General features: G+C 70.0%; 1 protein-coding gene (cut by a window edge). It reads left to right on the top strand.

Going from position 1 to position 22733, the window contains the following annotated elements; all coding sequences use genetic code 11:
- A protein-coding gene (locus ACFWWQ_RS00210) for a protein-glutamine glutaminase family protein (RefSeq protein WP_384587557.1) crosses the window boundary here: on the top strand, positions 1-22733 show its end. Its footprint begins 38665 nt before the window's first position; only the last 22733 of its 61398 coding nucleotides appear in the window; its start codon lies beyond the left edge, outside the window; its stop codon occupies positions 22731-22733.

Genomic DNA, 22733 nt, shown 5'->3' with positions numbered 1-22733 from the left:
TGACCCCGGAACGGTTCCACGAGCTCAACGACACCCCCCGCCACCCCTGGTTCGACGCCCGGGACCTGGTGAACCTCACCCACCTCCTCGACCTGCCCCAAGAGGCGCGGCCCCACCTGGTGGAACTGGCCGAACAGCTCCGCACCGTGCCCCGCACCCTGCTCGCCCTGGGCCTGACCGGCGAGGATGCGGCACACCTCGTGCGACTGGCACAGGAAGTGGGCGCCGTTCCCCTGGCGCTGGCCCAGGTCGCGGACACTTACGCCCTCACCCCCGAGGAGCTGGTGGCGGCCGACGAGCAGGAGCGGGCCGGGCTCGCGTCCAGGATTCTGAAGTGGCCCCCGATCATCGGCACCGACGCCGAGGCCGACCGGCGCCGGACGGGCCGGGACCACGCGATCGAGCGCGTCACCAGGGCACTGTTCCTGGAAGGACCCGCAGCCGCACGCACCGCGGCGGAAGCCGCCTCACAGGTACAGCGCGCAGAAGACCTCGCCGCCCTCCCCCAGCAGGTGCAGGACCTGCTCACCGAAGACCAGCGCACCGCGTTCCTCACGGGCAAGCCGGTGACGCTGACCGACGAGCAGCGCACCGGACTGCCCGAGCGCACGCCGGACACCGTCGAGTCCTGGATCGGCACGGAAGACCGGCGCACGCAGCGCCAGGTGGGCGGCGCACGCCACAACCAGCGCGACAGCTCCGCCCCGGAGAACTCGGCCCACCAGGCCGGCGGCTCCGGCTCCGGCTCCAGCAGCCACAGCACCCCCGCACCGCACCACCACCAGAACTCCGGGGAGAGCTCCGCCTCCACCCAGATGTCTGAGGAGAACTCCGCCCAGCAACTGCAACGGGAACTGGGACTGACCCGGGAACGGTTCGACGCACTCAACGACGAAGCCCGCCACCCCTGGTTCGACGCCCGGCAACTGGTGATCCTCGCCCACAACCTCGCCCTCCCCGAAGAGGCACGGCCCCACCTGGTCGACCTCGCCGAACAGCTCCGCGCTGTGCCGCACACCCTGCGCGGCTTCCGCCTGACCGGCCAGGACGCAGCACACCTCGTGACCCTGGCCCAGGCGATAGGCGGAGTGCCCCGTGCACTGGCCGAGGTGGCCACGGCCTGCCGCAACACCCCGCAGGCCCTGCTGGCGTCCGGCGCGCAGGCGCGGCCCTGGCTGGCGTCCCAGTTCCTGCGGTGGCCCTCGATCCTCGGCCCCTACAACGATGCCGAGGCCATGCGTCGCCGGGCGGGGCAGAGCCACGCGATCAGCCGGGTGGCGAGGGCACTGTTCCTCAATGGCGTGGCCGCAGCGCGCGAGACGGCGGCAGCCGCGTCGCGCCACCAGCGTGCGGAAGACTTCGCCGCCCTGCCCCAGCAGGTGCAGAACCTGTTCACCGACGAGCAGCGCACCGCATTCCTCGCCGGCGAGGAGGTGGCGCTCACCGAGGAACAGGGCATCGCATTCCGCGCCGCCGCACCCGTAAGGCTCACCGAGGACCAGGGCACCGCGCTCCTCGCCCGCCAACTCGTGACACTCACCCCCGAGCAGCGCACCGCATTCCTCGCCGGCCGCCCCGTCACGTTCACTGCCCAGCAGCGCCCCACACTCCTCGCCAGCCAGCCCCTGACGCTCACCAACGGGCAGCGCATCGCGCTCCTCACCGGCCGACCCGTCACGTTCACCGAAGAGCAACGCACCGCATACCTCGACGCCGAAGCCACCACGCTCACCAACGAACAGCGCACCGCATACCGCGACGGCCGCATCGTGACGCTCACCGCCGAGCAGCACACCGCACTCCTCAACAGCACATTCGTGACCCCCACCGACGAACAGCGCACCGCGTTCCTCGCCGGCGAACCCATGACCCTCATCGACGAGCGGCACACCGCATTCCGCGCCGGCGAACCCATCAGGCTCACCGACGAGCGACGCACCGCATTCCGCGCCGGCCAACCCCTCAGGCCCCTCGACGAGCGGCGGGCCGACACGCCGAACGCGCCGAGCACCCTCGGGTCCTGGATCGGCACGGAAGCCCGGCGCATGCAGCGCCACGTGAACTACAGCGGTCCCCTCAGCCAGGTCGATGTCGAAGGCAGGCTGATCAACGTGGTGCCGCCGGCCGCCGCCGGTGTCCGCCCGCCGGCCCACGAAGGTGTCTCCGGGCTGCCCGAATACAGCCAAGCGCCCCCTCAAACGGTCGCGTCCGCCCTGGTCCAGGAACACGGCGACATCCTCACGGGCTTCACCGCCTGGGAGGTCGTGCGCCTGGGCACCCTGCACCACACGCTGCGCATCTCGATGGGCGACCTCGTCCACCTCGTCCGCACCACAGGCGACGTCCCGGCCCCCGAAACCTTCCAGGATTCACTCGACGCCCTCGGACTGACCGACCACCCCCACGCCCTCTACCAGGTGCTCAAGCACCGCCCCATGCGGCTGGACACACTCCACTCCCTCGCCGCACCCGACGTTCTGCGGAACCTGTTCGCCCCTCTGACCCACCAGCAGATCCAGGACTCCGACCCGAAGGTGCAGCAGATCGTCGAAACGCTCGACGAACTCGCCCGAACCCCCGCCCATCAGGGAAGGGTCTCCGGCATCCACTGGTCGGAACAGACAGGGCTGCTCCACAGCGAAGAAGCCGCCATCGCGCACTTCTGCAACGTCTTCGGCCTCCAGGACCCTGCGGAGCACCTGCAAACCCTCCGGGATTTCGCCGCCTTGGCGAGGGCCTACGCACCGCAGGACCGTGCCTGGCTGTTCCGGACCCTGTCCGACCCCGCGTTCACCGGCCCCGGCAACGCCGCCGAGCGGCAGTGGACCGGACGATGGCTCTCACCGCTGCACCTGTTCCACCTGATGGCCTGGCACCCGTTCGAAGAGATGCGCAACGAGAGCTTCCCCGCCTTCCTCGAACGGATCGACAACGCCGTGAGCCATAGGGCGCTCATCATGCGCGGGGTCGACATCCGGGACGAGCTCCCCCTGCGCGCCGGCGGGCAGGAGCTCATGGCGGCGATGGAGGCGGAGGTCGCCTCCCAGGCAGGCCGCATCGGCGACACCGGGGGCAACCGAACCGTCCAGCAGTACTGGGAACTCATCGACGACGAGGTCACGTTCGCGGAGATCGCCGACTACGTCCACGAGACCGGCGCGCACAGCGACCTGATCCACGCCCTCTACGAGTACAGCGCGGACCTCGACCGGCCCGTGGTGAACGAGGTCCGCGCACTCGCCGAACAACTGCACGTCGCCCCGGCCGTGGCGTTCAACCTCCTGCTTGTCACCCATACCCTTGAGCTGCACGACGCACCGGAGGCCGAACAGCACAAGGTGTTCACCGCGTTCAAGGACTACCTCCAAAACCTCGCGGAGCAGGGCGATACCCTTCTCAACTGGCAGAATGAGGAATTCGCACCGCTGCTGGAGGAGCTCGATTTCGATGCCCAGGACGTGATCGGGCTCGAAACCGGAACCCCAAGCCTCATCCCGCTGCTCGACGCGCTCCACACATGGGACGCCGGCTTCGACGAACTCCCGGCGCTCCTCGGACATCTGACGGTTCACGCCCCGCAGGCACTCCAGCTGCCGGGGAACAGCTACTACGCGGCAACACCCGCACAGCGCCGCGCACTGTGGGAGTACGCCGTCGCGCGCCGCGACGCCGTCATCCCGGTCGTCGCTGCCTGGCGCGCCCAGGATCTGGGGCTGCACCAGGATCGGTTCAACGAGCTCAACGACGCGGTCCGCCACCCTTGGTTCAGCGCCCGGGACCTGGTGAACCTCACCCACATCCTCGACGTGCCCCAAGAGTCGCGGCCCCACCTGGCCGACCTCGCCGAACAGCTCCGCACCGTGCCCCGCACCCTGCTCGCCCTGAACCTGATCGGCGAGGACGCAGCACACCTCGTGACCCTGGCCCAGGCACTGGGCGGCGTTCCTCACGCGCTGCCCCGGGTCGCGGAGATCCACCGCACGACTCCGCAGGAGTTGATGGCGGCCGGCGCACGGGGACGTATCTGGCTGGCGTTCCAGATCCTGAAGTGGCCCTCGATCCACGGTGCCGACGCCGAGGCCGACCGACGCCGGACGGGCCTGAGCAACGCGGTCGACCAGGTGGCAAAGGCACTCCTCCTGGAAGGCCCCGACTCCGCACGCGCAGCGGCGGAATCCGCGTCACGCGCACAGCGCGCAGAAGACCTCCACGCCCTCCCCCCGCAGGTACAGGACCTGCTCACCGAAGACCAACGCACCACCTTCCTCACCGGCGAACCCGTGACGCTCACCGACGAGCAGCGCGACGGCCTGCCCGAGGGCACACCTCACACCCTCACGCCCTGGATCGGCACAGAAGCCCACCGCACGCAGCACCACACCGACACCCTCCGCACACTCACCGAAGAGCTGCACATCGCCCCGACGTCGGCGCTCAGCCTTCTGCACCTCGCCAACCTCCTCGGCCTCCAAGACGAACACCACGCCCTGCTCGACGTGTTCGGGAACTATCTCCAGGACCTCGCAGAGCAGGACGACGACACCCTCCTCCGCTGGAGGGACCGGGACCTCGGAGCGCTCCTGGCACAGCACGGCATCGACGCCCAAGCCCTGCTCATGTCCGACGCAGCCGAAGCCACCCACGTCTCCTCACTGCTCACCGCGCTCCAGACATGGGACGCCGGCATCGACGAACTCCCAGAACTCGCCACACACCTGACAGCCCACGCCCCACAGACATTCCAGCTGGCAGGGAACACCTACTACGCAGCAACACCCGCACAACGCCGCGCACTGTGGCAGTACGCCGCCGCACACCACGACACCCTCATCCCGGTCGTCGCCGCCTGGCGCGCCCAGCAACTGCAACTGCCCCCGGAACAGTTCCACGCACTCAACGACGCACAGCCCTCGTTCAGCCCCCAGGAACGGGAACTGGCCCCGGAACAGTTCCGGGCACTCAACGACGCAAGGCCCTGGTTCAGCGTCCGGGAACTGGTCGACCTCGTCCACAAGCTCGACCTGCCCCACCAGGCACGACCCCACCTGGTCGCCCTGGCCAAACAGCTCCACACCCTGCCCCGCGACCTGCTCGCCCTGAACCTGACCGGCCAGGACGCAGCACACCTCGTGCGACTGACACAGGAACTGGGCGCCGTTCCGCTGGCGCTGGCCCAGGTCGCGGACGCTTACGACCTCGCCCCGCAGGAACTGCTGGTGGACAACGGGGGGACACTGACCGGGCTCGCGTTCGGAATCTTGAAGTGGCCCCCGATCATCGGCCCCAACACCGACCCCGAGATCCGGCGACGCCGGATGGGCATGGCCCGCGCGATCGACCAGGTGTCGAGGGCGCTCCTCCTGGAAGGCCGCGAAGCCGCACGCGCGGCGGCGGAAGCCGCCTCGCAGGCGCAGCGTGAGGAAGACTTCAACGCCCTCCCCCCGCAGGTGCAGGACCTCCTCACCGAAGACCAACGCACCGCATTCCTCGCCGGCGAACGGCTGACACTGACCGACGAGCAGCGCAACGGCCTGCCCCAGAACACGCCGGACACCATCACCTCCTGGATCGGCACGGAAGACCGGCGCAAGCGACGCCGCCTGGGCGGCACACCCCGCAACCAGCGCGACCTCACCGCCCCGGAGAACTCAGCCCACCAGGCCGGCAGCTCCAGCTCCGGCTCCAGCAGCCACAGCACCACCGCACCGCACCACCACCAGAACTCCGGGGAGAGCTCCGCCTCCACCCAGATGTCTGAGGAGAACTCCGCCCAGGATCTGCGACTGGATCTGGCACTGGGGCTGCCCCGGGAGTCGTTCGACGAACTCAACGACACGGCCCGCCACCCCTGGTTCCACGCCCGGGAACTGGTGACCCTCGCCGACGACCTCGGCCTCTCCCTAGAGGGGCGGCCCCGCCTGGTGGAACTGGCCGAACAGCTCGATGCCGTGCCGCACGACCTGCGCAGCTTCGGCCTGACCGGCTGGTCGGCCGATTACCTGGTGATCCTGGCCGAGGAAGTAGGCGGAGTGCCCCGTGCACTGGCCGAGGTCGCCACGGCCTGGGGCGTCACCCCGCAGCAGCTGGTGGCTTTCGCCCCCGAGGGGCGGGCCTGGATGGTGTCCCAGCTCCTGCGGTGGCCCTCGGTCCTCGGCCCCTACAACGATGCCGAGACCAACCGTCGCCGGGCGGCGCTGAACACCGCGGTCAGCCAGGTGGAGAGGGCACTGTTCCTCAACGGCCCGACAGCAGCGCGCGAGGCGGCGGCAGCCGCGTCGCACCACCAGCGTGCGGAAGACCTCGCCTCCCTCCCCCAGCAGGTGCAGAACCAGCTCACCGAAGAACAGCGCACCGCATTCCTGGCGGGCGAGCCCATGACGCTCACCGAGGAACAGGGCATCGCATTCCTCGCCGCTGCACCCGTAAGGCTCACCGAGGACCAGGGCACCGCGCTCCTCGCCCGCCAACCCGTGACGCTCACCGACGAACAGCGCACCGCGTTCCTCGCCGGCGAACCCGTCACGTTCACCGCCCAGCAGCGCCCCGCACTCCTCGCCGGCCAACCCTTGACGCTCACCAACGAGCAGCGCACCGCACTTCTCACCGGCCGACCCGTCACGCTCACCAACCCACAGCGCACCGCACTCCTCGCCGCCGAATCCACCTCGCTCACCAACGGACAGCGCGCCGCGTTCCGCGACGGCCGAGCCGTGACGCTCACCGACCAACAGCGCACCGCACTCCTCAACAGCGCATTCATGACGCTCACCGACGAGCAGCGCACCGCATTCCTCGCCGGCGAAACCATGCGGCTCATCGACGAGCGACGGGCCGACCCGCCGAACGCGCCGAGCACCGTCGAGTCCTGGATCGGCACGGAAGCCCGGCGCATGCAGCGCCCCATGGACTTCCGCATGTCCTTCAGCCACATCGATGTCGAAGGCAGCGTGATCGACCCGGTGCGGCCGGTCACCCGTGCGCTCCCGCCGGACTACGACGGCGTCTCCGGGCTGCCCGAATACGGCGAGGCGCCGCCTCAGGCGGTCGCGTCCGCCCTGGTCCAGGAACACGGCGACATCCTCACGGGCTTCACCGCCTGGGAGGTCGTGCGCCTGGGCACCCTGCACCGCACGCTGCGCATCTCGATGGGCGACCTCGTCCGCCTCGTCCGCGCCACAGGCGAAGTCCCGGCCCCCGAAGCGCTCCGGGATTCACTCGACGCCCTCGGGCTGAGCGACAACCCCCACGCCCTCTACCAGGTGCTCAGGCGCTTCCCCATGCGGCTGGACACACTCCACTCCCTCGCCGCACCCGATGTTCTGCGGGGCCTGTTCGCCCCTCTGACCCACCGGCGGATCCAGGAGTCCGACCCGGAGGTGCAGCGGATCGTCGAAGCGCTCGGCGAACTCGCCCAAGCCCCGTTCCGGCAGGAAATTCTGCCGGGCACCCACTGGTCGCTCCAGCTGGGACTGCTCGACGACGAAGACGCCGCCATCGAGCACTTCTGCAACGTCTTCGGCCTCCTGGACTCTGCGGAATACTGGCAAACCCTCCAGGACTTCGCCGCCTTGGCGAGGGCCTACGAGCCGCAGGACCGTGCCTGGCTGTTCCGGGCCCTGTCCGACACCGCGTTCACCGGCCCCGGCAACGCCGCCGAGCGGCAGTGGACCGGACGATGGCTCTCGCCGCTGCACGTGTTCCACCTGATGGCCGGGCACCCGTTCGACGAGATGCGCAACGAGGACTTCCTCTCCTTCCTCGAACGGATCAACGACTCCGCGGCCGTCAGGGCGATCGTGATGAGCCTCGACATCCAGCAAGAGCTCCGGCTGGCCCCCGGCGGGGAGGAGCTCATGGCGGCGATGGAGGCGGAGGTCGCCTCCCAGGCAGGCCGCACCGATGACGGCGGGGGCAACCGAAGCGTCGAGCAGTACCTGGAGCTCATCGACAGCGGGATCACGTTCCGGGACATCGCCGACTACGTCCACGGGACCGGCGCGCACAGCGACCTGATCCACGCCCTCTACGAGTACAGCGCGAGCGTCGAACGGCCCGTGGTGGACGAGGTCCGCGCACTCACCGAACAACTGCACGTCGACCCGGCCGTGGCCTTCAACCTCCTGTACCTCTCCGACATCCTCGGCCTGCAAGACGAACAGCGCGACCTGCTCACCGCGTTCAAGGACTACCTCCAAAACCTCGCGGCGCAGGGCGACACCCTCCTGGAATGGAGGGATGAGGAATTCGAACCGCTGCTGGAGGAGCTCGGTTTCGATGCCCAGGACGTGACCACGCCCGGCGGAATCGAAGCCCCCAACGTCATCTCGCTGCTCACCGCGCTCCACACATGGGACGCCGGTTTCGACGAACTCTCCTCACTCGTCGTGTACCTGGTGGATCACGACCCTCAGGCACCCCTGCTGACTTCCGACAGCGACGACGACAACCACATAACGCCTGAACAGCGCCGCGAGGTGTGGGAGTACGCCGTCGCGCACCGCGACGCCCTCATCCCGGCCGTCGACGCCTGGCGCGCCCAGGATCTGGGACTGACCCCGGAACGGTTCAACGAGCTCAACGACGCGGCCCGCCACCCCTGGTTCCACGCCCGGGAGCTGGTGAACCTCGCCCACATCCTCGACCTGCCCGAAGAGGCGCGGCCCCGCCTGGTCGAACTGGCCGAACAGCTCGATGCCGTGCCCCGCACCCTGCTCGCCCTGAACGTGGTCGGCGAGGATTCGGCACACCTCGTGCGACTGGCACAGGAAGTGGGCGCCGTTCCGCTGGCGCTGGCCCAGGTCGCGGACGCTTACGCCCTCACCCCCGAGGAGCTGGTGGCGGCCGACGAGCAGGACTGGGCCGGGCTCGCGTCCGGGATTCTGCGGTGGCCCCCGATCATCGGCACCGACGCCGAGGCCGACCGACGCCGGACGGGCCGGGACCGCGCGATCGAGCGCGTGACAAGGGCACTGTTCCTGGAAGGACCCGCAGCGGCACATGCCGCGGCGGAAGCCGCCTCACTGGCACAGCGAGAGGAAGACCTCGCCGCCCTCCCCCAGCAGGTGCAGGACCTCCTCACCGAAGACCAGCGCACCGCATTCCTCGCCGGCGAGCTGCTGACACTGACACTCACCGACGAGCAGCACGACGGTCTGCCCCAGAACATGCCGGACACCGTCACCTCCTGGATCGGCACGGAAGACCGGCGCAAGCGACGCCGCCTGGGCGGCACACCCCGCAACCAGCGCGACCTCACCGCCCCGGAGAACTCAGCCCACCAGGCCGGCAGCTCCAGCTCCGGCTCCGGCTCCAGCAGCCACAGCACCACCGCACCGCACCACCACCAAAACCCCGGGGAGAGCTCCGCCTCCATCCAGACGCCGGCGGTACCCACCCAGGAACTGGTGGGCCTCGCCCGCGACCTCGCCCTCCCCGGAGAGGCGTGGCCCCACCTGCTGAGCCTCGCCGAACAGCTCCGCACCGTGCCGTACGACCTGCTCAGCCTGGGCCTGACCGGCCAGGACGCAGCACACCTCGTGACCTGGTCCCAGGTACTGGGCGGAGTGCCCCACGGGCTGCCCATGGTCGCGGAGATGTACCACACGACTCCGCGGGAGTTGATAGCGGCCGGCGCGCAGGAACACATCTGGCTGGCGTTCCGCTACCTGAAGTGGCCCACGATCCAGGGTGCCGACGCCGAGGCCGTCCGCCGCCGGGCGAGCCTGAGCGACGCGGTCAACCAGGTGGTACAGGCATTCCTCGTGGAGGGTCCCCAGGCAGTACTCACTGCGGCGGCAGCCGCTTCGCACCACCAGCGTGCGGAAGACCTCGCCGCCCTGCCCCAGCAGGTGCAGAACCTGCTCACCGACGAGCAGCGCACCACCTTCCTCACGGGCGAACCGGTGACGCTCACCGCCCAACAGCGCGTCCGTCTGCCCCAGGACGCACCCCACACCCTCACGCCCTGGCTCGGCACGGACGCCCAGCGCACTCAGCGCCACACGGACGACATCCGCGCACTCGCCGAAGAGCTGGACGTCGTTCCGGACCTGGCGTTCAGCCTTCTGCACCTCGTCGAACTCCTCGGCCTGCACGGCGAACAGCGCAACCTGCTCCACGTGTTCACGGGCTACCTCCGGAACCTTGAGGCGGAGGGCGACGCTCTCCGCTGGAGGGAACGGAACCTCGGACAGCTGCTGGCACAGCACGGCATCGACGTTTTCCTCCTGGTCAGGGGCGGAACCGAAACCTCCCACGCCCTCTCCCTGCTGACCGCGCTCCACACGTGGAACGCCGGTATCGAGGAACTCCCGGAAATCGTCGAATACCTGACGGTTCACGACCCACAGGCACCCCAGATGCCGGTGGACAGCTACGCCGAAGCAACAGACGAACAGCGCCGCGCGCTGTGGGAGTACGCCGTCGCGCACCGCGACGCCCTCACCCCGGCCGTCGCCGCCTGGCGGGCCCAGGACCTGAGTCTGGGGCTGACCCGGGAACGACTCGACGCGCTCAACGACGCCACCCGCCACCCCTGGTTCGACGCCCGGAAACTGGTGAACCTCGCCCACCGCCTCGCCCTGCCCCGAGAGTCGTGGCCCCACCTGGTCGACCTCGCCGAGCAGCTCCGCACCGTGCCGCACACCCTGCGCGCCTTCCGCCTGACCGGCGGGTCGGCAGCGCTCCTCGTGACCCTGGCCCAGGCAGTGGGCGGAATCCCGCTGGCGTTGCCCCAGGTGGCCAGGGCCTGCGGCAGCACCCCGCAGGGGCTCCTGGTCGCGGGCACGCAGGCGCGGGCCTGGGTGGTGTCCCAGTTCCTGCGGTGGCCCTCGGTCTTCGGCCCCTACAACGATGCCGAGACCAACCGTCGCCGGGCGGCGCTGAACACTGCGGCCAGTCAGGTGGAGAGGGAACTGTTCCTCAACGGCACAGCAGCAGCGCACACCGCGGCGGCAGCCGCTTCGCACCGCCAGCGTGCGGAAGACCTCGCCGCCCTGCCCCAGCATGTGCAGAACCTGCTCACCGAAGAGCAGCGCACCACCTTCCTCACGGGCCGGCCGGTGGCACTGACCGGACCGCAGCGCACCGCACTCCTCCCTTACGAACCCGTCACGCTCACCAGCACACAGCGCACCGCACTCCTCTCCGACGAACTCGTCACGCTCACCAACGCACAGCACACCGCACTCCGCGCCCGCCAACCCGTGACGCTCACCGACGAACAGCGCACCACATTCCTCGCCGGCGAACCCACGACGCTCACCGACGCACAGCGCACCGCACTCCTCGCCGGCGCCGCGACGCTGTGGACCGACGCACCCGCGACGACGCCGGACACCGTCGGGTCCTGGGTCGGCACGGAAGACCGGCGCCTGCAGCGCCCCATGGACTTCCGCAGGTCCCTCAGCCAAATCGACCTCGAAGGCAGGGCGATCACCCCGGTGTCGCAGGCCGCCGCCGGTGTCCGCCCGCCGGCCTACACCGGCGTCTCCGGGCTGCCCGAGTACGGTCAAGCGCCGCCTCAGGCCGTCGCGTCCGCCCTGATCCAGGAACACGGCGACATCCTCACGGGCTTCACCGCCTGGGAGGTCGTGCGCCTGGGCGCCCTGCACCGCATGCTGCACATCTCGATGGGCGACCTCGTCCGCCTCGTCGGCGCCACGGGTGAAGTCCCGGCCCCCGAAGCGCTCCGGGAATCACTCGACGCCCTCGGACTGCGCAACAACCCCCGCGCCCTCTACCAGGTGCTCAAGCGCCGCCCCATGCGGCTGGCCACACTCCACTCCCTCGCCGCACCACTGATGCTGAGGGTGGCATTCCACTCACTGGACGTCCCGGGGACCGGGGAGTCCGAGTCGGAGGTGGGTAAGACCGTCGCCGTGCTCGACCAACTGTCCCGGCACCCCGCCCAGCAGGGAAGGGTCGCCGGCCTCCACTGGTCGGAACAGGCCGGGCTGCTCGACAACGAACAAGCCGCCATCGAGCACTTCTTCGGCGTCTTCGGCGTCCCGTTCAGCGCGGGCTTCGGGCAGCTGCTCAAGGATTTCGCCACCCTTGCGGGGGCTCGCGGGCCGCAGGACCGTGCCTGGCTGTTCCGGGCCCTGTCCGACCCCGCATTCACCGGTCCCGGCAACGCCGGCCAGCGGCAGTGGACCGGGCGATGGCTCTCGCCGCTGCACGTGTTCCACCTGATGTCCTGGCACCCGTTCGACGCGATGCGCAACGAGGACTTCGCCACCTTCCTCGGACGGATCGACAACACCGTGGACACCAGGGCGCTCCGCGTGGGGGTGGACATCCGGCAAGAGCTCCGGCTGCCCCCCGGCGGGCACACGCTCATGGCGGCGATCAGGCACGAAGTCGCCTCCCGGGCAGGCCGCATCGGCAACGCCGGTGGGGGCCGGAACACCAGGCAGTACCAGCTTCTTGCCGACCGCGGCATCTCACTCGTGGACATCGCCGACTACGTCCATGAGGCCGGCGCGCACAGCGACCTGATCCACGCCCTCTACGAGTACAGCGCGAGCACCGACCGGCCCGTGGTGAACGAGGCCCGCGCGCTCGCCGAACACCTGCACGTCGACCCGGCCGTGGCGGCCAACCTCCTGTACGTCGCCGACACCCTCGGCCTGCAAGACGAACAGCGCAACCTGCTCACCGCGTTCAAGGACCACCTCCAGGGCCTCGCGGCGCAGGGCGACACCCTCATCCGTTGGGGCGAGGCGGCATTCGAAGACCTGCTGGAAGAGCACGGTTTCCACGCCCGAGACGTGATCGAGCGCGGCGGAAACGAAGCCCCCCACCTCATCTCGCTGCTCACCGCGCTCCACACATGGGACGCCGATATCGACGAACTCGGGTCATTCGTCGAACACCTGACGGTTCACGACCCGCAGGCACCCTCGCTCAACTCCCGCAGCTACGACAACAACCACACAGCGCCTGAACAGCGCCGCGAGCTGTGGGAGTACGCCGTCGCGCGCCGCGACGCCCTCACCCCGGTCGTCGCCGCCTGGCGCGCCCAGGAACTGGGCCTGACCCGGGAACGGTTCAACGAGCTCAACGACACCACCCGCCACCCCTGGTTCCACGCCCGGGAACTGCTGCACCTCGCCGTCGACCTCAACCTGCCCCACGAGGCGCGGCCTCACCTGGCCGACCTCGCCGAACAGCTCCGCACCGTGCCCCACGCCCTGCTCGCCCTGGGCCTGACCGGCCAGGCGGCAGCACACCTCGTGCGTCTGACACAGGAACTGGGCGCTCTTCCCCTGGCTCTGCCCCAGGTCGCGGAGATGTACCACACGACTCCGCAGGAGTTGGTGGCGTACAGCGCAGAGAGGTGGGCCGGGCTCGCGTCCGTGATTCTGAAGTGGCCCCCGATCATCGGCACCGACGCCGAGGCCCACCGACGCCGGACGGGCCTGGACCGCGCGATCAACCAGGTTGCGAAGGCACTCCTCCTGGAAGGCCCCGACGCCGCACGCGCAGCGGCGAATGCCGCGTCACAGACACAGCGTGAGGAAGACCTCGCCGCCCTCCCCCCGCAGGTGCAGGACCTCCTCACCGAAGACCAGCGCACCGCATTCCTCGCCGGCGAACGTCTGACGCTGACCGACGAGCAGCGCAGCGGCCTGTCCCAGGACATGCCGGGCACCGTCACCTCCTGGATCGGCACGGAAGACCGGCGCAAGCGACGCCGCCTGGGCGGCACACCCCGCAACCAGCGCGACCTCACCGCCCCGGGGAACTCGGCCCACCAGGCCGGCGGCTCCGGCTCCGGCTCCAGCAGCCGCAGCACCACCGCACCGCACCACCAGAACTCCGGGGAGAGCTCCGCCTCCACCCGGACGCCGACGGCACGCACCGCCCAGGAACTGCGGCTGGGAGTGGTACTGGGGCTGGCCCAGGAACGGTTCGAGGCACTCAACGACACCACCCGCCACCCCTGGTTCGACGCCCGGCAACTGGTGGCCCTCGCCCACGACCTCGACCTCCCCCGAGAGGCTCGACCCGACCTGGTCGACCTCGCCGAACAGCTCCGCGCCGTGCCGCACACCCTGCGCGACTTCCGCCTGACCGGCGGGTCGGCAGCACACCTCGTGACCCTGGCCCAGGCGATAGGCGAAGTGCCCCGTGCACTGACCGAGGTCGCCACGGCCTGGGACGTCACCCCGCAGCAGTTGGTGACTCTCAGCCCCCAGGAGCGAGACTGGGCGGTGTCCCAGTACCTGCGGTGGCCCTCGGTCTTCGGCCCCTACAACGACGCCGAGGCCATGCGTCGCCGGGCGGGGATGAGCAACGCGGTCAGCCAGGTGACCAGGGCACTGTTCCTCAACGGCCTGGCCGCAGCGCGCGAGACGGCGGCAGCCGCGTCGCACCACCAGCGTGCGCAAGACTTCGCCGCCCTGCCCCAGCAGGTGCAGAACCTGCTCACCGAAGAGCAGCGCACCGCATTCCTCGCCGGCGAGCTGGTCACGCTCACCGAGGAACAGGGCACCGCGTTCCGCGCCGCCGCACCCGTAAGGCTCACCGAGGACCAGGCCACCGCACTCCTCGCCCGCCAACTCGTGACACTCACCCCCGAGCAGCGCACCGCATTCCTCGCCGGCGAACCCGTCACGTTCACTGCCCAGCAGCGCCCCACACTCCTCGCCAGCCAACCCCTGACGCTCACCAACCAACAGCGCATCGCGCTCCTCACCAGCCGACCCGTCACGTTCACCGAAGAGCAACGCACCGCATACCTCGACGCCGAACACACCACGCTCACCAACGAACAGCGCACCGCATACCGCGACGGCCGCATCGTGACGCTCACCGACGAACAGCGCACCGCACTCCTCGCCGACGAACTCGTGACGCCCACCGACGAACAGCGCACCGCATTCCTCGCCGGCGAAACCATGACCCTCATCGACGAGCGACGCACCGCATTCCGCGCCGGCGAACCCATCAGGCTCACCGACGAGCGACGGGCCGGCCCGATCCAAAACGCGCCGAGCACCGTCGAATCCTGGATCGGCACGGAAGACCGGCGCATGCAGCGCCGCATGGACTACCGCGTGCCCCTCCGCCAAATCGACCGCGAAGGGGAGGTGATCAATCGGGTGCCGGAGGCCGGCACCGGCGCGCTCCCGCCGGACTACAACGGCGTCTCCGGGCTGCCCGAATACGGTCAAGCGCCGCCTCAGGCGGTCGCGTCCGCCCTGGTCCAGGAACACGGCGACATCCTCACGGGCTTCACCGCCTGGGAGGTCGTGCGCCTGGACACCCTGCACCGCATGCTGGACATCTCGATGGGTGACCTCGTCCGCCTCGTCCGCACCACAGGCGACGTCCCGGCCCCCGAGACCTTCCAGGATTCACTCGACGCCCTCGGACTGCGCAACAACCCCCGCGCCCTCTACCAGGTGCTCAAGCACCGCCCCATGCGGCTGGACACACTCCACTCCCTCGCCGCGCCAGACGGGCTGAGGTTGCTGTTCAGGCCACTGGCCAACCGGCGGGTCCGGGAATCCGACCCGGAGGTGTTGAACACCGTCGCCTTGCTCGACCAGCTGTCCCGGCGCCCTGCCCAGCAGGGCAGGGTCGCCGGCATCCACTGGTCGGAACAGACAGGGCTGCTCGACGACGAACACGCCGCCATCGAGTACTTCCTCCACGTCTTCGGCCTCCCGGTCGCCCCGGAGTACGAGCGGCTGCTCAAGGATTTCGCCACCCTTTCGAGGGCCTACACACCGCAGGACCGTGCCTGGCTGTTCCGGGCCCTGTCCGACCCCGCGTTCACCGGCCCCGGCAACGCCGGCCGGCGGCCGTGGTCCGGACGGTGGCTCTCGCCGCTGCACCTGTTCCACCTGATGGCCTGGCACCCGTTCGAAGAGATGCGCAACGAGTTCTTCCTCGCCTTCCTCGAACGGATCGACAACGCCGTGGGCCATAGGGCGCTCATCATGCAGGGGGTCGACATCCGGGACGAGCTCATGCTGGCCGCCGGCGGGCGCATGCTCATGGCGGCGATGGAGCAGACGGTCGCCGCCTATGCAGGCCGCATCGGCAACACCGGGGGCGAGCAGAGCGCCGAAGGCTACCGACGGCTGGCCGCGAACGGCATCACACTCACGAGCACCGTCGACTACGTCCGCGAGACCGGCGCGCCCGACGAGCTGATGCACGCCCTCTACCAGTACAGCGTGCACGTCGGACGGCCCGTGGTGGACGAGGTCCGCGCACTCGCCGAAGAGCTGCACGTCGATCCGGCCCTGGCGCTCGGCCTTCTGCGCGTCTCCGGACTCCCCTTCATGCACGGCAATCACCGCGCCCTGTTCGACGTGTTCAAGGACTACTTCCAGGACCTCGCGGAGCAGGGCGACGCCCTCATCCGCTGGGGTTATCACGACCTCTCAGATCTGCTGGTACGGCACGGCATCAATGGCCGGGCCCTGGGCAGGCGCGACGAAGCCGAAGCCGCCCACCTCGTGTCACTGTTCGCCGGGCTCCGGGCATGGGACGCCGGTATCGAGGAGCTCCCGGCACTCGTCGCCTACCTGGCGACGCAGGTCCCGCAGGCACCCGAGCTGCCGGAGAACGGCTACTACGCGGCAACACGCGCACAGCGCCGCGCACTGTGGCAGTACGCCGCCGAGCGCCACGACGCCCTCATCCCGGCCGTCGCCGCCTGGCGCACCCAGCAACTGGGACTGACCCCGGAACGGTTCCACGCACTCAACGACGCGGTCCGCCACCCCTGGTTCAGCGCCCGGGACCTGGTGAACCTCGCCCACAAGCTCGATCTGCCCCAAGAGTCGCGGCCCCACCTGGTCGACCTCGCCGAACAGCTGACGTCCGTGCCCCACGCACTGCGCGCCTTGGGCCTGACCGGCCAGGATGCAGCACACCTCGTGACCACGGCCCAGGTACTGGGCGGTGTTCCTCACGCGCTGCCCCGGGTCGCGGAGATCCACCGCACGACTCCGCAGGAGTTGATGGCGGCCGGCGCACGGGGACGTATCTGGCTGGCGTTCCAGATCCTGAAGTGGCCCTCGATCCACGGTGCCGACGCCGAGGCCGTCCGCCACCGGACGGGCCTGAGCAACGCGGTCGACCAGGTGGCGAAGACACTCCTCCTGGAAGGCCCCGAAGCCGCACGCACGGCGGCGGAAGCCGCCTCACAGGCACAGCGCGCAGAAGACCTCGCAGCCCTGCCGCAGAGCATCCAGGACCTGCTCACCGAAGAGCAGCACACCACTTTCCTCACGGGCGAACCGGTGACGCTCACCGACGAGCAGCGCGCCGGCCTGCCCCAGAACGCACCCCACACCCTCACCCCCTGGATCGGCACAGAAGCCCACCGCACGCAGCGCCACACGGACAACGTCCGCACCCTCACCGAAGAGCTGCACGTCGCCCCGATGTCGGCGCTCAGCCTTCTGCACGTCGCCCACCTCCTCGGCCTGGAAGACGAACATCACGCCCTGCTCGACGTGTTCGGGGACTATCTCCAGGACGTCGTGGCGCAGGACGACGACACCCTCCGCTGGAGGGACCGGGACCTCGGAGCGCTCCTGGCACAGCACGGCATCGACGTCCAAGCCCTGCTCATCCCCGACGCAGCCGAAGCCACCCACGTCTTCTCCCTGCTCACCGCGCTCCAGACATGGGACGCCGGCATCAAGGAACTCCCGGCACTCGTCGCATACCTGACGACGCAGGACCCACAGGCACCCGAGCTGCCGGAGAACAGCTACCACGCGGCAACACCCGCACAGCGCCGCGCACTGTGGCAGTACGCCGCCGCACACCACGACACCCTCACCCCGGCCGTCGCCGCCTGGCGCACCCAGGAACTGGGACTGACCCAGGAACGGTTCAACGACCTCAACAACGCAGAGCCCTGGTTCAGCGCCCGGGAACTGGTGCACCTCGCCCACCAGCTCAACCTGCCTCAAGAGGCGCGGCCCCACCTGGTCGCCCTCGCCGAGCAGCTGACGTCCGTGCCGCACGCACTGCCCCAGGTCGCGGCGGTGTACCGCGCGACTCCGCAGGAGCTGGTGGCGGCCGGCGCGCAGGAACACATCTGGCTGGCATTGCAGATCCTGAAGTGGCCCTCGATCCACGGTGCCGACGCCGAGGCCGTCCGCCACGGGACGAGCCTGAGCACCGCGGTCGACCAGGTGGCGAAGACACTCCTCCTGGAAGGCCCCGAGGCCGCACGCACGGCGGCGGAAGCCGCGTCACGGGCACAGCGAGAGGAAGACCTCAACGCCCTCCCCCCGCAGGTGCAGGACCTGCTCACCGAAGACCAGCGCACCACCTTCCTCACCGGCGAACCGGTGACGCTCACCGACGAGCAGCGCACCGGCCTGCCCCAGGACGCACCCCTCACCCTCACGCCCTGGATCGGCACAGAAGCCCACCGCACACAACGCCACACGGACGACGTCCACGCGCTCGCCGAAGGGCTGCACGTCGCCCCGATGTCGGCGCTCAGCCTTCTGCACGTCGCCAACCTCATCGGCCTGGAAGGCGAACAGCGCAACCTGCTCTACGTGTTCGGGGGCTACTTCCAAGACCGCGCGGAGCACGGCGAGCCCCTCCTTCACTGGAGGGGCCGGGACCTCGGAGCGCTGCTGGGACAGCACGGCATCAGCGTCCCGGAGCTGATCAGGCACGGCGGAACGGAAGCCTCCGCCATCACCTCACTGCTCACCGCGCTCCACATCTGGGGCGCCCGCATCGAGGAACTCCCGGAACTCGTCGCATACCTGGCGACACAGGACCCGCAGGCACCCGAGCTGCCGGAGAACAACTACGACGCGGCAACACCCGAACAGCGCCGCGCACTGTGGCAGTACGCCGCCGCGCACCTCGAACCTCTCATCCCTGCCGTCGCCGCGTGGCACGGCGCCCGGGAACTGAGGCGGGAGCTGGGGCTGACCCGGGAACGGTTCGACGCACTCAACGACACGGCCCGCCACCCCTGGTTCCACGCCCGGAATCTGGTGGCCCTCGCCCGCGTCCTCGACCTGCCCCAAGAGTCGGTACCCCACCTGGTCGACCTCGCCGAACAGCTCCGCACCGTGCCGGACGACCTGCTCGACCTGGGCCTGACCGGCCAGGATGCAGCACACCTCGTGACCCTGGCCCAGGCGTTGCGCGGCACCCCGCGGGCGTTGACCCAGGTCGCGAAGGCTTACGGCCTCACCCCGCAGGAGCTGGTGGCGGCCGACGAGCAGGAGCGGGCTTGGCTGGTCTCCCAGGTCCTGTGGTGGCCCTCGGTCTTCGTCCCCCATGACTACGCCGAGACCGCCCGTCGCCGGGCGGGGCTGGGCCACGCGGTCAGCCAGGTGGAGAGGACACTGTTCCTCGACGGCATGGCAGCAGCGGAGGAGGCGGCGGCAGCCGCGTCGCACCACCAGCGCGCGGAAGACCTCGCCGCCCTCCCCCAGCAGGTGCAGAACCAGCTCACCACCGAGCAGCGCGCCGCATTCCTGGCGGGCGGGCAGGTGGAACTGACCGGAGCGCAGCGCACCGGTCTTCCCGAGGGCGCGCCGGGCACCGTCGTGTCCTGGATCGGCCCGGCGCTGGACGACCTCACGCCGCTGCCGGTCGTCGACGCGGTCGCGTCCACCCTGCGCCAAGAACACCGCGACGTGCTCAGGGGCTTCACCGCCGGGCAGGTCCTGCGCCTGGGCACCCTGCACGACATGCTGGACATCCGGATCGGCGACCTCGTCCGCCTCATCCGCTTCGTCCGCACCACGGGCGAAGTCCCGGCCCCCGAAGCCCTCCAGGAATCGCTCGACGCCCTCGGGCTGAGCGACAACCCCCGCGCTCTCTACCAGGTACTCGGCCGCTTCCCGATGCGGCTGGACGCACTCCACTCCCTCGCCGAACCGCAGGTGCTGAGGGAGCTGTTCGCCCCACTGGTCCACCGGCAGATCCAGACGTCCGGCCCGGAGGTGCAGCAGATCGTCGCCGCACTCGGCGAACTCGCCCAAGCCCCGGCCCAACAGGGAAGCCTCTCCGGCATCCACTGGTCGGTACAGCCAGGGCTGCTGGACGACGAACAGGCCGCCATCGAGCACTTCCTCCGCGTCTTCGGCCTCCCGGTCACCGCGTACTACGAGCGGCTGCTCAAGGATTTCGCCACCGTGACGAGGGCCTACGCACCGCAGGACCGTGCCTGGCTGTTCCGGGCCCTGTCCGACCCCGCGTTCACCGGCCCCGGCAACGCCGCCGAACGGGAGTGGACCGGACCATGGCTCTCGCCGGTGCACCTGTCCATCCTGATGGCCGGGCACCCGTTCGACGAGATGCGCAACAGGGACTTCCTCGACTTCCTCGAACAGATCGACATCACCGCGGCCCTTACGGAAACCATGAGGGGGGTCAACATCCGGGACGAGTTCGTGCTGGCCCCCGGCGGGCACGCGCTCATGGAGACGATGGGGGATGAGGTCGCCTTCCGGGCAGGCCGCACCGACGGCGCCGGGGGCGACCGAGAGGTCGAGCAGTATCAGCGTCTTGCCGACAACGGCATCGCGCTCGTGGACATCGCCGACTACGTCCACAGGTCCGGCGCGCACAGCGACCTGATCAACGCCCTCTACGAGTACAGCGCGAGCGTCGAACGTCCCGTGGTGGACGAGGTCAGCGCACTCGCCGAACACCTGCACGTCGCCCCGGCCGTGGCGTTCAACCTCGTGGGCATCGCCGACACCCTCGACCTGCAAGGCGACCAGCGCGACCTGATCCGGGTGTTCGGGGGCCACCTCCAGGACCTCGCGGAACAGGGCGACACCCTCCTCGACTGGAGGCGTGAGCACTTCGAACCGCTGCTGGAGCAGCACGGTGTCAATATCCAGAAGCTGGCCGACTTCAGTCGAAGTGAACGCACTTTCGTCGTCCTGCTGCTCACCACGCTCCGCACCTGGGGCGTGGGGATCGAGGAGCTTCCCACTCTCGCGGAATACGTGACACAGACGGGGAGGCGAACGCCCCTCCTGGCGAGCGACAGCTACGACCGGATGACGTTCCAGGAGCGCCGCAGGCTGTGGAGGTACGCCACCGCCAACAGGAACGACGACGCTCTCATCCCGACCATCGCCACCTGGCGCGCCCGGCAACTGGGACTGAGCCGGAATCGGTTCGCCGCGCTCAGTGACGTGCGCCGGCACCCGTGGTTCCACGTCCGGGAGCTGGTGCGCCTCGCCCGCGACCTCGACCTCTCCCAGGAGTCGCGGCCCCACCTGGTGGACCTCGCCGAGCAAATGAGGTCCATCCCCCGCACCCTGCTCACCCTGGGCCTGACCGGCCAGGCGGCAGCACACCTCGTGACCATGACCCAGGCGCTGGGCGACGTGCCCTACGCACTGGCCGAGGTCGCGGAGTTCTACAGCCTCACTCCGCAGGAACTGCTGGCGGGCGGCACAGGAAAGCGGTTCGAGCTCGCCTCCGGGATCCTGGAGTGGTCCTCCGAGATCTCCGGCACCGATGAGGAGTCCGGCCGACGCCGGGCGAAGCTGGGCGCTGCGGTCCGGCAGGTGGAGATGTCGCTCTTCCTGGAGGGTCTGACGGCGGCGCGCGAGACGGCGGCGGCCGTGTCACTGGCACAGCGCGAGGAGGACCTCGCCGCCCTCCCCGAGCAGGTGCGGAACCTGCTCACCGACGAACAGCGCACCGCATTCCTCGCCGGCGCATCCGTGACGCTCACCGACGGGCAGCACACCGGCCTGCCCCAGGACACACCGCACACCGTCAGGTCCTGGATCGATGAGGGGATGAACCGCGGCGGCGAGGACACCTCGCTCCAGGTCACGATCACCGTGCCGGGGCCGGAGCAGTTCGTGGTGCCGCCGGTGGCGGAATTCCAGCTGCTCCTGCCGCACAACGCCCAGGCGTCGCCGCCAGGGACGATCGCGCCGCAGGCGACACAGGCAGCCGCGCCGCAGGCGACGGCACCGGCGCCGCAAACCCTGTCGGCTCCGACGCCGCAGACCCTGTCGGCACCGGCACCGCAGACCCTGTCGGCACCGGCACCACAGACCCTGTCGGCACCGGCACCACAGACCCTGTCGGCTCCGGCACCACAGGGCCAGGAGCCCGCGGCGGAGCAGGCGCCGAGCCTCCCGGCGCCGGCGCCGCTGCCGCTCGCCAACCTGGGCGCCGCGCCGGCGCACACACCTGTCGCCGGCCAGGACACCGCCCCGGCCGTCACCGCTCCCCTGGTGCCGCTCGTCGACGACCAGGAGCTGGTCCGCGGACGGCTCCAGGTCACCGAGTGGGCCCCCTCGGGCTCAACGACGCGTACCGGCCCGGCGCTCGGCCAGATCCGCTACCGGATCGGCGCCTTGGACACCGAGGCGCTGACGGCGGAGAACCCTGTGGCGCCCCTGCTCGCGACGGGCGGACAGGGCGGCGGGCAGCCACCGCGTGTCCTGCACCTGAGCGGGGCGGTGTTCTGGGACGACCCCAACGCCCCGAACATCGTCCTGGCGCTGCTGCGGCGGGCCGCGGCGCTCGCCGCTTCCAGCGAGTTGGACCCCGGCGCGGACCTGGTGCTCGTCGAGACCAACGGGGCGGTGCTGACCTCCGGGATGCTCACGGAGTACGGCTTCGCGCGCCTGGGCGACAGCGTGCTGTGGCACCGCACCGGCCCCGAGTTGGTCGCCAGGATGACGGGCAGTTCCCACCCGGCGAACCTGTTCGTCGAGAACTGCGAGTCGGCGCAGTAG

The organism is Streptomyces sp. NPDC059080 (assembly GCF_042739975.1).
Lineage (GTDB): Bacteria > Actinomycetota > Actinomycetes > Streptomycetales > Streptomycetaceae > Streptomyces > Streptomyces benahoarensis.
This window is presented reverse-complemented; position numbering and strand designations above follow the sequence as displayed.